This is a genomic window from Streptomyces sp. NPDC036822 (genome assembly GCF_055609145.1).
The window spans coordinates 14,888-29,542 of record NZ_JBVJPY010000018.1 but is presented as its reverse complement, the minus strand read 5'-3'; the positions used below and the strand labels follow the sequence as shown (position 1 = coordinate 29,542).

At 73.6% G+C, this 14,655-nt stretch carries 13 protein-coding genes; 1 reads left to right on the top strand and 12 read right to left on the bottom strand.

Features of this window, described 5'->3' with window-relative positions:
• Positions 1-227 precede the first annotated feature (227 nt).
• The 4 genes from ACZ68P_RS29885 to fmt form a co-directional block, all read right to left on the bottom strand.
• On the bottom strand, positions 228-1,217 hold the full coding sequence (locus ACZ68P_RS29885) for a sugar-binding transcriptional regulator (protein WP_365722548.1): 990 nt from the start codon (positions 1,215-1,217) through the stop codon (positions 228-230).
• Between the two features lie 208 nt (positions 1,218-1,425).
• The gene (gene rpe, locus ACZ68P_RS29880; RefSeq protein ID WP_471011664.1) at positions 1,426-2,109 is read right to left on the bottom strand and encodes a ribulose-phosphate 3-epimerase; all 684 of its coding nucleotides are present in this window, start codon (positions 2,107-2,109) and stop codon (positions 1,426-1,428) included.
• Positions 2,110-2,330: 221 nt separating this feature from the next.
• On the bottom strand, positions 2,331-3,773 hold the full coding sequence (locus ACZ68P_RS29875; protein WP_471011663.1) for an RsmB/NOP family class I SAM-dependent RNA methyltransferase: 1,443 nt from the start codon (positions 3,771-3,773) through the stop codon (positions 2,331-2,333).
• 306 nt (positions 3,774-4,079) lie between these two features.
• Positions 4,080-5,012, bottom strand: coding sequence for a methionyl-tRNA formyltransferase (gene fmt, locus ACZ68P_RS29870; RefSeq protein ID WP_365722519.1), 933 nt, complete (start codon positions 5,010-5,012; stop codon positions 4,080-4,082).
• A 310-nt stretch (positions 5,013-5,322) separates the two neighbouring features.
• Between fmt and ACZ68P_RS29865 the strand changes: the two genes are divergently transcribed.
• A complete protein-coding gene (locus ACZ68P_RS29865) occupies positions 5,323-5,844 on the top strand; it encodes a hypothetical protein (protein WP_471011661.1) in 522 nt (173 codons plus the stop codon).
• A gap of 188 nt (positions 5,845-6,032) precedes the next feature.
• Here the strand turns inward: ACZ68P_RS29865 and ACZ68P_RS29860 are convergent, their stop codons facing one another.
• From ACZ68P_RS29860 to ACZ68P_RS29825, 8 genes are all read right to left on the bottom strand, one after another.
• Positions 6,033-8,177 carry a primosomal protein N' gene (locus tag ACZ68P_RS29860; RefSeq protein WP_471011660.1) on the bottom strand — a complete coding sequence of 715 codons (2,145 nt, stop codon included), beginning with the start codon at positions 8,175-8,177 and terminating at the stop codon, positions 6,033-6,035.
• Positions 8,178-8,282: 105 nt separating this feature from the next.
• The gene (metK, locus tag ACZ68P_RS29855) at positions 8,283-9,491 is read right to left on the bottom strand and encodes a methionine adenosyltransferase (RefSeq protein ID WP_471011658.1); all 1,209 of its coding nucleotides are present in this window, start codon (positions 9,489-9,491) and stop codon (positions 8,283-8,285) included.
• Between the two features lie 336 nt (positions 9,492-9,827).
• Positions 9,828-11,042 carry a bifunctional phosphopantothenoylcysteine decarboxylase/phosphopantothenate--cysteine ligase CoaBC gene (coaBC, locus tag ACZ68P_RS29850; RefSeq protein WP_471011656.1) on the bottom strand — a complete coding sequence of 405 codons (1,215 nt, stop codon included), beginning with the start codon at positions 11,040-11,042 and terminating at the stop codon, positions 9,828-9,830.
• Between the two features lie 108 nt (positions 11,043-11,150).
• Positions 11,151-11,423, bottom strand: coding sequence for a DNA-directed RNA polymerase subunit omega (rpoZ, locus tag ACZ68P_RS29845; RefSeq protein ID WP_005319902.1), 273 nt, complete (start codon positions 11,421-11,423; stop codon positions 11,151-11,153).
• A gap of 70 nt (positions 11,424-11,493) precedes the next feature.
• The gene (gene gmk / locus ACZ68P_RS29840; protein ID WP_471011655.1) at positions 11,494-12,057 is read right to left on the bottom strand and encodes a guanylate kinase; all 564 of its coding nucleotides are present in this window, start codon (positions 12,055-12,057) and stop codon (positions 11,494-11,496) included.
• A 49-nt stretch (positions 12,058-12,106) separates the two neighbouring features.
• Positions 12,107-12,430 carry an integration host factor gene (locus ACZ68P_RS29835; RefSeq protein ID WP_030693098.1) on the bottom strand — a complete coding sequence of 108 codons (324 nt, stop codon included), beginning with the start codon at positions 12,428-12,430 and terminating at the stop codon, positions 12,107-12,109.
• A 262-nt stretch (positions 12,431-12,692) separates the two neighbouring features.
• Positions 12,693-13,541 carry an orotidine-5'-phosphate decarboxylase gene (pyrF, locus tag ACZ68P_RS29830; RefSeq protein ID WP_471011654.1) on the bottom strand — a complete coding sequence of 283 codons (849 nt, stop codon included), beginning with the start codon at positions 13,539-13,541 and terminating at the stop codon, positions 12,693-12,695.
• Positions 13,538-14,647, bottom strand: a complete 1,110-nt coding sequence (locus tag ACZ68P_RS29825) for a quinone-dependent dihydroorotate dehydrogenase (RefSeq protein ID WP_471011652.1) — start codon at positions 14,645-14,647, stop codon at positions 13,538-13,540. The genes pyrF and ACZ68P_RS29825 overlap by 4 nt, the downstream gene beginning before the upstream one ends.
• Positions 14,648-14,655: the final 8 nt, after the last annotated feature.

Below are 14,655 nucleotides of genomic sequence, written 5' to 3'. Positions count from 1 at the left end.
GGGTGCCCGTCTCCAGGTTCGGGCCGGCCTGCGGGTGGGCGCCGGGGCGGCCGTGGCGGCGGGAGGCCAGGCTACGGGTGGGCGCCAGGACGGCCGTCGCGGCCGGAAACCGGGCCACATGCGCACGCCAGGACGGCCGTGGCAGCCGGAAGCCGGGCCACCGGGAGGGGTCCGGGCAGCGGACAGCCGGGCCCCGGCAGGCGCCCGGACGGCCCAGCGCCGGTGCCTCAGACGCCGTCCGGGTCCGCGCGTTCCAGGGCCGGGCGGGGGCCGGGGGCCGCCTCGGTGAGGAGGTAGTCCGCGGCGGCGCGGTCCGTGACGAGGCTGGTGACGAGTCCGGAGCGCAGGACCGCCCCGATCGCGGCCGCCTTGCGCTGGCCGCCCGCGATGGCGACGACCTCCGGGATGCGGCGCAGCCGGTCCGCCTCGACCGTGATGCAGCGCTCCCCCAGGTCGCGTCCGACCCGGCGGCCCTCGGCGTCGAAGAGGTGCGCGGACATCTCCGCGGCGACGCCGAGCGAGGCGTAGTGGGCCCGCTCCTCGTCCGTGAGCATGTCGTGGACGGTCGAGATGCCCCGCTCCCACGAGCCGATGGAGACGCAGGCGACGGTGACCTTGTCGAAGTACTCGAAGGCGCGGGCGATGCCGGTCTGGTTGCGCAGCGCGGCCGCCGTGGCCGGGTCGGGCAGCAGCATGGGCGCGTAGATGGGGTGGGCCTCGCCGCCGGAGACCTGGGCGGCACGCCGTACCGCCTCGACGGAGCCGCGCTCGGCGGTCCCCGCGTCGTACACACCGGTGAGCTGGACGACCGTACAGGGCGGCAGCCGGTCGAGCGCCGCGGCCATGTGGATGGTGGAGCGGCCCCAGGCGAGACCCAGGACGTCACCCTCGGCGACCAGCTCGCCGAGGAGGTCGGCCGCGACCTCGCCGAGGTTCTCCGGATCGGGCGACTCGTCCTCGCCCTCGGCCGGGGACTCGACGACGACCGCGTGGCGGAGCCCGAAGCGGGCGCGGAGCGCGTCCGAGCGCTCGGCGTCCAGCTCGGCGGGTACGCGGATCTCGATGCGCACGAGGTCGCGTTCGAGGGCGGTCTCCAGGACCCGGGCCACCTTGAAGCGGCTCACGCCGAACTCCTCGGCGATCTGGATCTTGGACTTGCCCTCGAGGTAGAAGCGGCGGGCCATGGCCGCCGCCTGCACCAGCTCCGCGGGTCCCATCCGCAGGGCTGACCGTCCCGCCGAGATACCCGCCACCGCGATCTCCTCACTGCTGCTGTTCACGTACCGCTGCCCGCGTCTGCTCGCGTCGTCGCTGTTCAGACGTCACTGCCGTTCACACTCCGGCTCGCCGTTCATCCTGTCAGATACGACGGGCCCTGATCAGTCCTGGCGGTCCTCCGTCGGACCGCGTTCATCTTCCGGAGGCTCAGTGGCCACACGCCCACGCCGCCGACGCGGTAGCGGCGTCGGCCCGCGCCCGCAGCGCGCGGACGGCCTCGGCCGGGTCCTGCGCGCCGTAGACGGCGGAGCCGGCGACGAAGACGTCGGCCCCGGCCTCGGCGCAGCGCTCGATCGTGGACTCCGAGACACCGCCGTCCACCTGCAGCCACAGCTCCAGGCCGTGCTTGGCGATCAGCTCACGGGTCCGGCGGATCTTGGGCAGCATGATGTCAAGGAAGGCCTGGCCGCCGAAGCCGGGCTCGACCGTCATGATCAGCAGCATGTCGAGCTCGGGGAGCAGATCCTCGTACGGCTCGATGGGCGTCGCGGGCTTCAGCGCCATGGACGCCCGCGCTCCCTTGGCCCGGATCTCCCGCGCCAGCCGTACGGGCGCGGCCGCCGCCTCCACGTGGAAGGTGACGGAACCGGCCCCGGCCTCGACGTACTGCGGGGCCCAGCGGTCGGGGTCCTCGATCATGAGGTGGCAGTCCAGCGGAGTGTCCGTGGCCCGGCTGAGCGACTCGACGATCGGCACGCCGAGCGTCAGGTTGGGCACGAAGTGGTTGTCCATGACGTCGACGTGCAGCCAGTCGGCGCCGTCGACGGCCTTCGCCTCCTCGGCGAGGCGGGCGAAGTCTGCGGACAGGATGCTGGGATTGATCTGCGCCATGTGCCAAGCCTGCCATGTTCTTGGGCACTTCTTTGCCGCGGTCCGGTTTCGGTTCGCATCCGGTGCGGCCGGAGGGGGCCGACGGCCGTCACAGGCCGGGCATTCGCGGCTTTTCGCCGCCACTGGAACCGGAGTCGGTCCGTCCGTACGGCTCCGCCGGGCCGTGGGTGGCGGCGGAGCCGTGCGCGACGGCCTCGCGGAGACGTGCGTGCGGGGCGGTGTCAGGCCGTGCGGCGCAGGAGGGCCAGATACATCGCGTCGGTGCCGTGGAGGTGGGGCCAGAGCTGGACGTCCGGACCGTCGCCGAGGGCGGGGACGTCCGCCATGAGGGGGCGGGCGTCGATCCACTCGGCCTCGACGGCGGGGCCGCCACGGCCCTTGAGGACGTCCTCTACGACCACGCGGGTCTCGGCGAGGTGCGGCGAGCAGGTCGCGTAGCCGACGATCCCGCCGACCCGGACGGCCGACAGCGCCTCGCGCAGCAGCCCGCGCTGGAGCGGGGCGAAGCCGTCGAGGTCCTCCGGACGGCGGCGCCAGCGGGCTTCGGGGCGGCGGCGCAGGGCGCCCAGGCCCGAGCAGGGCACGTCCATCAGGACGCGGTCGAAGGAGCCGGGGCGCCACGGCGGACGGGTGCCGTCGGCGGCGATGACCTGGTAGGGCCCGGGGTTCCCTGCCAGCGCGCGCTCGACGAGGCGGGCGCGGTGGGGCTGCTTCTCGGAGGCGAGCAGCGCGGCTCCGCGCTGCGCCGCCAGGGCGCCGAGCAGGGCGGCCTTGCCGCCGGGGCCGGCGCAGCCGTCGAGCCAGCGCTCGTCACGGCCTTCCAGGGGCGCGTTGGCGAGCGCGATCGCGACCAGCTGGCTGCCCTCGTCCTGGACGCCCGCCCGGCCGTCGCGGACCGCCTCGATGGCACCGGGCTCGCCGCCCTCGGCCAGCCGGACGGCGTACGGCGACCAGCGTCCGGGAAGGACCGACTCCTCGCCGAGGACCTCGTGCAGTTCCCGGGTCGTGGACCGGCCGGGCCGGGCCACCAGCGTGACCTCTGGCCGCTCGTTGTCGGCCTCCAGCAGGTCCTCGATCCCGGCCCGGGGGCCGCCGAGCGCGTCCCACAGCGCGGAGACCACCCAGCGGGGGTGGGAGTGGACGACCGACAGGTGGTCCTCGGCGTCCTTCTCGTACGGCGGGGCGACCCGCGCCACCCAGGTGTCGAAGTCGTCCTGCGAGATCTTCCGCAGCACGGCGTTCACGAACTTGGCCCGTCCGTCCCCGAGGACGACCCGTGCCAGCTCCACGGTCGCCGAGACGGCCGCGTGGGTGGGGATGCGCGTACCGAGCAGCTGGTGCGCGCCGAGCGAGAGCACGTCGAGCACCGGCGGGTCGACCTCCCGCAGCGGCCGGTCGATACAGGCGGCGACGATCGCGTCGTACGTCCCCTGCCGGCGCAGGGTCCCGTACACCAGCTCCGTCGCGAGGGCCGCGTCCCGCGCCTCGAACTTCTCGGGGCCTTCCTTCTCCCGCGCCTTCTTCAGCAGCGGGGGCAGCACCAGGTTCGCGTAGGCGTCCCGCTCGTCGACGGCCCTGAGCACCTCGAAGGCGAGGATCCGGACGGGATCCTTCTGGGGGCGGCGGTAGGGCTTGGATGGACGGCGACGTGCCTGCTCGCTCAAAAGGTGCTCCGCTGACGAAGTGAGAGGTGGATCCCTCTCAGCCTACGTCCGCGCGAGACGGGCTCCCGCCCGGGCCTGGGGCCGGGGCCCGACGCCCTGCCCGCACCCGGAGCCGGGCCGCGGCGCGGTGCAACCCGGCGCCGGACCCGGGCACGGGTGGGACCGGACGGCTGGCCCGGTCGCGGTGGGCCCGTGCGCCGAGCGCGGAGAGGGGGCGGGACCGGGAGCCTGGCCCGGTCGCGGTGGGCCCGTGCGCCGAGCGCGGAGAGGGGGCGGGACCGGAAGCCGTACGGCTCCCGGAGGCAGTCACGCGCCGACCCGCTCCCCGGGGGCGATCCGCACGCCCCGCGCCCAGTCGGCGGCCTTCATCGGCTTCTTGCCCTGGGGCTGGACCCAGAGCAGCTCGACGGCGTACGAGCCGGTGCCGACGAAGACGTTGTTCTTGCCGGCCGCGAGCTCGCCGGGCGCCAGGTCGGTGCGGTCCGGCACGGGCAGCGCCTGGATCAGCTTCAGCCGCTCGCCGCGGAAGACGGTCCAGGCTCCGGGGGCCGGGGTGCAGCCGCGCACCACCCGGTCGACGCGGAGTGCCGGGGCGGTGAAGTCGACGTGCGCGTCCTCCACCTGGATCTTGGGGGCGAGCGAGACGCCGTCGGCGGGCTGCGGAACGGCCTTCAGGGTGCCGTCCTCGATGCCGTCCATCGTGGCCGCGAGCAGCCCGGCGCCCGCGAAGGCGAGCCGGGTGAGCAGATCACCGCTGGTGTCGGTCGGCCGGACGTCCTCGGTGATGACGCCGTAGACGGGGCCGGAGTCGAGCCCCTCCTCGATCAGGAAGGTGGACGCGCCCGTCACCTCGTCCCCGGCCATGACGGCGTGCTGCACGGGGGCGGCGCCGCGCCACGCCGGCAGCAGCGAGAAGTGCAGGTTGACCCAGCCCTGGGCGGGGATGTCGAGGGCGACGCGGGGCAGCAGCGCGCCGTAGGCGACGACCGGGCAGCAGTCGGGGGCGATCTCGCGCAGCCGGGCGAGGAACGCCTCGTCCCGTGGCCTGGCCGGCTTGAGCACCTCGATGCCGGCCTCCTCCGCGCGCTGGGCGACCGGGCTGGCGACCAGGTGCCGGCCGCGGCCCGCGGGGGCGTCCGGGCGGGTGACGACGGCGGCCACCTCGTGCCGCCCGGAGGCGAGCAGGGCGTCCAGGGCGGGTACGGCGACCTCGGGGGTGCCTGCGAAGACCAGCTTCACTCGGGAAAACCTCGCATCTTCAGTGTCGGCGCCGCCCACGGTGTCCGCCGGGGGCCCGGTGTCACCCCCGGGAAAGCAGGGCGTCCGGGCCGACCGCCTGTCCGTCGGGGCGGTCGGCGGGCAGCGCACCAGTCTAGGGGGCGGGGCCCGAGGGGGCGTACGTGAGCACGAGCGCCCTGTGCATATGCGTGTACGCCCCCGCAGCGTGACCCCAGCCCGGGTGGCGCGTTGGTCAAGAGAGATTGACCGAAACGGGCCGACCTTTCGTCCTGGCCCGACCCTATTCCACGCCGGTTCGAGAGGCTTTCACATGGCCGACCACGCAACCCACGACGCCCAAGCCCGGGCGAGCCTGCACCTGTTGGTGCGGGACATCGAGCGGGTCCGGCGGCAGGTGGACGCACTGCGCACGCTCACGGCCCAGTTGGGCAACGTCTACCGCCCGCGTCGCTCCGGCCCGTCCACGGGCTTCGTCGTCTACGGCCGGGCACCCGCACCGACCGTCCGGCTCGCCCAGGAGCTGCGGGACAGCGTCGAGACGCTGGTCACGGCGGCGGTCGACTTCGACCGCTCGCTCGGGTTCTCGTGGGACGCGGTGGGCTCGGCGCTCGGGGTCACCAAGCAGGCCGTCCACCGCCGGTACGGCGCCAGGCGCGCGCCCCAGCCGACGGGCGGTGTCGTGGAGCAGGACCGCGCGCCCGAGCCGGTCCCGACCCGCACCCTGCCGGTGGTCCCGTCCGCCCGGCCGATGCCCCCGCAGCCGACGCCCGCCACGCAATCCCTCCGCGAGGACCACCGTCCCCCCGCCTTCCCGGCCCCGCGCAACGGCTGACACCGCCCTCCCTCCCCGGCCGCCCACCCCACCAGGGGACCGGGCGGCCGAGCCGCGTCCGGGGCCGGGATCGTCGGGGGGCTCGACATCCGGGCCGGGCGAGGGCGTGGTCGGATGCGCGCCCGGTCCGCGGCGGCCCCGCCATCCAGGCCGACCCCGATACCCCGGCACGGCCGCCTCGCCGCCCCTCAGCCGATGTCCGGCGGGTCCACCCGGACCCGTACCGGATCGCCCCCGCCCCGAGCCAGGCGAGCCGCCTGGGCCTTCTTCAGGGCGGCCGCGAGCGCCGCGCCCTTGCCCGGAGGCACCCGGACCAGGGCCCGCTCCCAGCGCTCCCCCGGAGGCGTGTCGCCGGGCCGACGCGGTGCGCCGGCGCGGACCACCGGGAGCTCCACCGGACCGAGGACCTCGGCGTCGCCCGGCAGCTCGGCGGCGGCGAGGAACGCCCGCACCGCCTCCGGCGGGCCCGACACCGCCGCCATCCGGGACACCGGCGGAAAGCCCAGCTCCGCGCGTTCCGCCAGCTCCCGCTGGGCGTGGCCGACGGGGTCCCACCGGACGAGCGCCTGGACGGGGCGCAGCGTCGGCTCCGCGACCACCACGACCGTGCCCCCCTCCCCCTGTCCCCGCACCAGCGAGGCCGCGTCGATCCAGCGCCGCAGCGCCTCCTCGCCGGCGCGCAGGTCCGGGCGCCCCAGCATCGCCCAGCCGTCCAGGAGCAGCGCGGCCGCGTATCCGCCCTCCGCGACCGGCTCGGCGCCGGGGGTCGACACGACCAGGGCGGGCCGCCCCGGCACCCGGTCCAGGACGTGGTCGCGCCCCGACGTCCGTACCGGCACGGCGGGAAAGGCGCGGCCCAGCTCCTCCGCCGTCCGACGCGCGCCCACCACCTGGGCGCGCAGCCGCGTCGAACCGCACTCCACGCAGTGCCAGTCGTCGGCGCCGCGCCCGCACCAGCCGCACGTCAGCTCGCGCTGCCCGGGTGCCTCCAGCGGCCCCGCGCAGTGCCGGCACCGGGCCGGGGTCCGGCAGCGTTCGCACGCCAGGCTCGGGACGTACCCGCGCCGGGGCACCTGGACGAGCACGGGGCCGGTCTTCAGGCCCTCCCGGACCGTCTGCCAGGCCAGCGAGGGCAGCCGGGCGGCGCGCGCGGCCTCGTCGCGGGCGAGGTCGGTGTCGCCGACGGTCCGGACGAGCGGCGCGGCGGCGCGGACCTGGTCGCGGCCCGCGACCAGCGGCCGGGCCCAGCCGGACTCCACGAGCTGCGCCGCCTCGACCGTGCAGCTCGTGCCGCCCAGGAGGAAGCCACAGCCGTCGTGCGCGGCGCGCAGCAGCAGGACGTCGCGGGCGTGCGGCTGCGGGGCGTGCGGCTCGCTGTGGCTGCCGTCCCCGTCGTCCCAGATGGCGACCAGTCCGAGGTCCCGCACGGGAGCGAACATCGCGGCCCGGGTGCCCACGACGGCCCGCACGGAGCCCCGGCGTACCGCGAGCCACTGGGCGTACCGCTTCTCGGGGCCCGTCTCCGCCGTCAGCACGGCGTGCCGCCCCTCGCCGAGGACCCGCCCGAGCGCCTCGTCGACCCGGCTCGCGGCCCGGCCGTCGGGGACGACGACGAGGGCTCCGCGCCCGGAGGCGAGCGTGGCTCCGACGGCCCGGGCCAGCTCGTCCGCCCAGTGCGGCCCCGGCAGCGCGTTCCACACCGCCCGCGGCGCCCCGCCGCGCGCGAGGGACTCCAGGAACGCCGGGCCCTGGGCGTACCGGCTCCAGGTGCCCGCCTCCGGCGCCTCCGGCGGCGGCAGCGGTTCCGGCGACGGCTTGGCCTCGGCGCGGGCGCTGCGCGGGGGAACCGCCAGCTGGAGGACGTCGGCCAGGCTTCCCGCGTACCGGTCGGCGACCGCCCGCGCCAGTCCGAGCAGCTCGGCGCTCAGGACGGGCTCGGGCGAGACGACGTCGGCGAGGGCGGCCAGCGCCCCCTTGTAGTCGGACTCGGCCCGGCGCTCGACGAGGAAGCCGTCGATCAGCCGCCCGCCTTCGCGCCGCCCGTCCCGGACCTGGTGCGCCCCGGCCCCGAACCGGACCCGCACCCGGACCCCGGGCCGCGCGACGGCGTCCAGCTCCTCCGGCACGGCGTAGTCGAAGAACTGGTCGAGGTGCAGCACGCCCTTGTTGACCACCACCCGGGCCACGGGCAGCTCCTCGGCCAGCTTGGCTCCCCGCCAGGTGCGCGGCTTGGCCCGCGGGACCTTGGCCTTGCGCACCGTCTCCCGGATGAGCGCGAGCTGCTCGGGCGGCTCACCGGCCGCCCCCTCGGGCTTCTCGTTCTCGCTGCTCACAGCCCCATACCTACCAGACCGCTCGGACAGTCGGACCGGGGCCCGGACGGCCGGAAGCCCGGCCCCCCGTGGGGGAGCCGGGCTTCCAGGGCTCGAGCGTCTCGCCTACAGGCCCGCGGCCGCGCGCAGGGCGTCCACGCGGTCGGTGCGCTCCCAGGTGAAGTCGGGCAGCTCGCGGCCGAAGTGGCCGTACGCCGCCGTCTGGGAGTAGATCGGGCGGAGCAGGTCGAGGTCGCGGATGATCGCGGCCGGACGCAGGTCGAAGACCTCGGCGATGGCCTGCTCGATCTTGTCGGTCTCGATGGTGTTGGTGCCGAAGGTCTCGACGAAGAGACCGACGGGCTCGGCCTTGCCGATGGCGTAGGCGACCTGGACCTCGCAGCGCGAGGCGAGGCCGGCCGCGACGACGTTCTTGGCGACCCAGCGCATGGCGTAGGCGGCCGAGCGGTCGACCTTGGACGGGTCCTTGCCGGAGAAGGCACCGCCGCCGTGACGGGCCATCCCGCCGTACGTGTCGATGATGATCTTGCGGCCGGTGAGGCCGGCGTCCCCCATCGGGCCGCCGATCTCGAAACGGCCGGTCGGGTTCACCAGGAGGCGGTAGCCCTCGGTGTCCAGCTTGATGCCGTCGTCCAGGAGCTGCTTGAGCACGTGCTCGACGACGAACTCGCGGATGTCGGGCGCGAGCAGCGACTCGAGGTCGATGTCGGAGGCGTGCTGCGAGGAGACCACGACGGTGTCGAGACGGACGGCCTTGTCGCCGTCGTACTCGATGGTGACCTGGGTCTTGCCGTCGGGGCGGAGGTACGGGATGGTGCCGTTCTTCCGGACCTCGGTCAGCCGCTTGGAGAGGCGGTGCGCGACGTGGATCGGCAGCGGCATCAGCTCGGGGGTCTCGTCCGAGGCGTAGCCGAACATCAGGCCCTGGTCACCGGCGCCCTGCTTGTCCAGCTCGTCCTCGTCACCCTCGACGCGCTTCTCGTACGCCGTGTCGACGCCCTGCGCGATGTCCGGGGACTGCGACCCGATGGACACCGACACGCCACAGGAGGCGCCGTCGAAGCCCTTCTTCGAGGAGTCGTACCCGATCTCGAGGATCTTGTTCCGCACAAGGGTGGGGATGTCGGCCCACGCCTTGGTGGTCACCTCGCCCGCGACGTGCACGAGGCCGGTGGTGATCAGCGTCTCGACGGCGACGCGGGAGGTGGGGTCCTCGCGGAGAAGCGCGTCGAGAATGGTGTCGCTGATCTGGTCAGCGATCTTGTCGGGGTGACCCTCGGTCACGGACTCCGAGGTGAACAGACGACGGGACACAACGCTCCCTGGGGTTGCAGCGGCTGCTGGCTCAATGCATGGTGCGGACCGGCAGGGGGCTGCGCCCCTCGACGTTCCGAGGCCAGTCTATCGGTCATGGTCGCGTATGGGACCGGGTGTCTCGCAAGGTGGGAGTCCGAACGGGCGTGAAAAGACCCCCTCGGACAGGGGGAATATCCGGCAAGGCCGCCCGGGACGGGTGGTTTCACCGCGTTTCGGTCCGCCATGGCGGTGGTGTCGCGACGCGGGAGTGCGCCCGACAGGTTGCACCGGTTCCGCCGGTTCCGTCCCCGACGCCCGTTCTCGCCTTCCCCGGGAGCGGCCGCTCCCGGCCGGTCAGGCGGGGTACGGCCGGAGGCGGGGTGCCACGAGGTCCCAGACCGTCTCCGCGAGCGCTTCCTTCGGCCCGTACGGTACGGGCGTCTCGGCGCCGTCGGCCGCGAGGACCACGGCCTCGTTCTCCTCGGAGCCGAAGGTCTTGCGCTCCCCCACCTCGTTGACCACCAGCAGGTCGCACCCCTTGCGGCGGAGCTTCTCGCGGCCGTTGGCGAGGACGTCGTCGGTCTCGGCGGCGAAGCCGACCACCACCTGGCCGGGCAGGGCCCGGTCGGCGGAGATCTCGGCGAGGATGTCGGGGTTGCGGACCAGCTCGACGACCGGAGCCTCGACGCCGTCCCGCTTCTTGATCTTGCCGGTGGCGTAGACGGCCGGCCGGAAGTCGGCGACCGCCGCGGCCATGACCACCGCGTCGGCGTCGGCGGCCGCCTTGAGGACGGCCTCACGCAGCTGCACGGCGGTGCCGACGTGCACGACGTCGACGCCGGCCGGGTCGGCGATCCCGGTGTTGGCCTCGACCAGGGTGACCCGGGCACCACGGGCGGCGGCCGCCTTGGCGAGGGCGTAGCCCTGCTTGCCGGAGGAACGGTTGCCCAGGTAGCGGACCGGGTCGAGGGGCTCGCGGGTGCCGCCGGCGCTGACCACCACATGACGTCCGACGAGGTCGGGGGCGGCGGTGCCGCGGGCCAGGATCCGCCGGCAGACCTCGAAGATCTCGGCGGCCTCGGGCAGCCGCCCCTTGCCGGTGTCGACGCCGGTCAGGCGGCCGACGGCGGGCTCGATGACGACCGCGCCGCGGCGGCGCAGCGTGGCGACGTTCTCCTGGGTGGCGGGGTGCTCCCACATCTCGGTGTGCATCGCCGGGGCGAAGACGACCGGACAGCGGGCGGTGAGCAGCGTGTTGGTCAGGAGGTCGTCGGCGAGGCCGTGGGCGGCCTTGGCGAGCATGTCGGCGGTGGCGGGGGCCACGACGACGAGGTCGGCGGCCTGCCCGATCCGTACGTGCGGGACCTCGTGGACGCTCTCCCAGACCTCGGTGGAGACGGGGTTGCCGGAGAGCGCGGACCAGGTGGCGGCGCCCACGAAGTGCAGGGCGGAGTCGGTCGGGACGACGCGGACGTCGTGGCCGGACTCGGTCAGCCGCCGGAGCAGCTCGCACGCCTTGTACGCGGCGATGCCGCCGCTCACCCCCAGGACGACCTTCGGCTTTGCCACCACTGCTGCTCCCCGCACTCGGATGCGTACGTCTCCATGAGACACCACAGGCCCGGCGGATGTTCCGCCGGGCCTGTGGTGACGAGCGTCACGCGCTCGTGTTCGTGCTTACTGCGCCGGGCCCTCGATGGCCTCGGAGGTCAGCAGACCCGCGTTGATCTCACGCAGGGCGATCGAGAGCGGCTTCTCGTGGACGTGGGTGTCCACCAGCGGACCGACGTACTCGAGCAGGCCCTCGCCGAGCTGCGAGTAGTACGCGTTGATCTGACGCGCGCGCTTGGCCGCGTAGATCACGAGGCTGTACTTCGAGTCGGTGGCCTCGAGCAGCTCGTCGATCGGCGGGTTGATGATGCCCTCGGGCGCGGTGATGGAAGAGGACACGCTCTAGCCTTCCGAAGAAACTTCTGGGTGAGCTGATCGGGACGATCAGATCCAGGTGATCAGTGATAGATCAGACAACGTTCATCAAGGCTAGCAGCTCACGCGCCACGTCCTCGACGGAGGTGTTGACCAGGGTGGTGTCGAACTCGGTCTCGGCGGCCAGCTCGACCTTCGCGACCTGGAGCCGGCGCTCGATGACCTCGGGCGACTCGGTGCCGCGGCCGGTGAGCCGGCGGACCAGTTCGTCCCAGCTCGGCGGGGCCAGGAAGACCAGCTGGGAGTCGGTCATCGACTCCTTGACCTGGCGGGCGCCCTGGAGGTCGATCTCCAGGAGCACCGGCTCGCCCGCCTCCAGGCGCTCCAGGACCGCCTGCCGGGGCGTGCCGTAGCGGTTGCCCGCGAACTCGGCCCATTCGAGGAGCTCACCGTTGGCGACCAGCTTGTCGAACTCGTCGTCCGAGACGAAGAAGTACTGGACGCCGTGCTTCTCGCCGGGCCGCGGCTTTCGTGTCGTGGCCGACACCGAGAGCCAGACCTCGGGGTGGACCTTGCGCATATGAGCGACGACCGTGCTCTTGCCGACCCCTGAGGGGCCGGAGAGCACGGTCAGTCGCGGACGAACCTCTGCTGCCATGCAGCGATTATTCCAGCTTCGCGGGGGTGCCGGGGACGGCAGTCCCGGCTCAGGCGCCGGTGCTGCCGAACTCGCGCTCCAGCGAAGCGATCTGGTTGGAACCGAGACCGCGCACGCGACGGCTTTCGGAGATGCCGAGTCGCTCCATGATCTGCTTGGCGCGGACCTTGCCCACGCCCGGCAGGGACTCCAGCAGCGCGGAGACCTTCATCTTGCCGATGACGTCGTTCTCCTGGCCACTCTTGATGACCTCGTGGAGGGAGGCGCCGGAGTGCTTGAGTCGATTCTTGACCTCGGCCCGCTCCCGGCGAGCCGCGGCGGCCTTTTCGAGCGCGGCTGCGCGCTGTTCAGGGGTAAGGGGCGGAAGAGCCACGCCTACGTCACCTCGGATGTCGAACTGTCGGATACGGACCGGTGAGGAACCTAGTCGCCCCACACCAGTGGAGCAACGATCAACGTAGTCTCCGTTGAACGCTGACTCTGCCCCGGAGACTAGCGGCCTATGCCTCTCCAGTCAGCGAGAACAGCGGAAAAGTCCTGGTCAGCATCGACTGACCAGGACTTTCCAGGCATAACGACCGGCTTTTCGGCCAAGTTTTTGTCAAAGGGTGAGACGGCTCCGACCTGCGGATTGGTCAGATGTGCGGTTTCGCGGCCACCGCCTCGCGGATTTCGTCCGCGTACCGCTCCGCCGAGGCCCGCAGGGCGGCGGCGTCCGGGCCCTCCTTGAGGACGCCCCGGCTGACGTTCGGGACGACGTTGCGGACCGCCGCGCCGAAGACGGCGGGGAGGTCGGCCGGGGTCGCGCCCTGGGCTCCGATGCCGGGGGCCAGGAGGGGGCCGTTGATGTCGAGGTCGAAGGAGGAGAGGTCGCCGAGGGTGGCGCCGACGACCGCGCCGAAGGAGCCCATGGGGGTCTCCCCCGCGTTCTCCTCGGCGAGGTGGGCCAGCATGGTCGCCCCGACGCTCCGGCCGTCCTCGCGGACGGCCCGCTGGACCTCGGCGCCCTCCGGGTTGGAGGTGAGGGCCAGCACGAAGAGGCCGGCGCCGTTCTCGCGGGCCAGGTCGACGGCGGGGCGCAGGGAGCCGTACCCCAGGTACGGGGAGACGGTCAGGGCGTCGGAGAAGAGCGGGGAGTCCTTGTGCAGGAAGGTCTCCGCGTAGGCGGCCATCGTGGAGCCGATGTCGCCGCGCTTGGCGTCCATGACGACCAGGGCGCCGGCCGCCCGCAGGTCGGCGACGGCCCGCTCCAGGACGGCGATGCCGCGCGAGCCGAAGCGCTCGAAGAAGGCGGCCTGGGGCTTGAAGACCGCCACCTGTCCGGCGAGCGCCTCGACGACGGTGCGGGTGAAGGTCTCCAGGCCCGTGACGTCGTCGCCGAGGCCCCAGGACGCCAGCAGGGAGGCGTGCGGGTCGATGCCGACGCAGAGCGGTCCGCGCTCGTCCATCGCGGCGCGCAGGCGGGTACCGAAGGAGAGGGTCACGAGGTGGCCTTTCGGGTGTCGGCGCCGACGGCCTCGGCGAGGGTCGCGTACGGGCTGGCCGCGAGGCGCGCGGCGAGGCCCTTGTGGATCGCGCGGGCGTAGAACGGCCCTTCGTAGATGAAGGCGCTGTACCCCTGGATCAGCGTGGCTCCGGCCAGGATCCGCTGCCAGGCGTCCTCGGCGTTCTCGATGCCGCCGACGCCGACGAGGACGATCCGGTCGCCCACGCGCGCGTGGAGGCGGCGCAGGACGGCCAGGGAGCGCTCCTTGACCGGGGCGCCGGAGAGTCCGCCCGTCTCCTTCACCAGGGCGGGCTCCGACCGCAGACCGAGTCCCTCGCGGGCGATGGTCGTGTTGGTGGCGATGATGCCGTCGAGGCCGAGCTCCAGGGCCAGGTCGGCGACGGCGTCGATGTCGTCGTCGGCGAGGTCGGGGGCGATCTTGACCAGGAGGGGGACCCGGCGGTCGGTGACCGTGCGGTCGGCAGCCTCCCGTACGGCCGTGAGCAGGGGGCGCAGGGACTCGGTGGCCTGGAGGTTGCGCAGCCCGGGGGTGTTGGGCGAGGAGACGTTCACGACGAGGTAGTCGGCGTGCGCGGCGAGGCGCTCGGTCGACTTCACGTAGTCGGCGGCGGCCTCGGCCTCGGGGACGACCTTGGTCTTGCCGATGTTGACGCCGACGACGGTCCTGAAGACCGGCACGCGCGCGTGGAGCCGGGCGGCGACGGCGGCGGAGCCTTCGTTGTTGAAGCCCATGCGGTTGATCAGGGCGCGGTCCTGGACCAGCCGGAAGAGGCGCTTCTTGGGGTTGCCGGGCTGGGGTTCGCCGGTGACGGTGCCGATCTCGACGTGGTCGAAGCCGAGCATCGCCATGCCGTCGATCGCGACGGCGTTCTTGTCGAAGCCGGCGGCGAGGCCGAAGGGGCCGTGCATGCGCAGTCCGAGGGCCTCGGTGCGCAGCTCCTCGTGGCGGGGCGCGAGGGCCGCGGCGACGAAGGTGCGCAGGACCGGGACCCGGGCGGCGAGGCGGATCCAGCGGAAGGCCAGGTAGTGGGCCTCCTCCGGGTCCATGCGCTTGAAGACGAGGTGGAAGAAGAACTTGTACATGGAGGTGT

Excerpts from the sequence above, each read along its gene's own strand:
- ACZ68P_RS29885 (WP_365722548.1), bottom strand. The coding sequence starts at position 1,217 with ATGGGACCCGCGGAGCTGGTGCAGGCGGCGGCCATGGCCCGCCGCTTC.
- rpe (WP_471011664.1), bottom strand. The coding sequence starts at position 2,109 with ATGGCGCAGATCAATCCCAGCATCCTGTCCGCAGACTTCGCCCGCCTC.
- ACZ68P_RS29825 (WP_471011652.1), bottom strand. The coding sequence starts at position 14,647 with ATGTACAAGTTCTTCTTCCACCTCGTCTTCAAGCGCATGGACCCGGAG.
- ACZ68P_RS29865 (WP_471011661.1), top strand. The coding sequence starts at position 5,323 with ATGGCCGACCACGCAACCCACGACGCCCAAGCCCGGGCGAGCCTGCAC.
- gmk (WP_471011655.1), bottom strand. The coding sequence starts at position 12,057 with ATGGCAGCAGAGGTTCGTCCGCGACTGACCGTGCTCTCCGGCCCCTCA.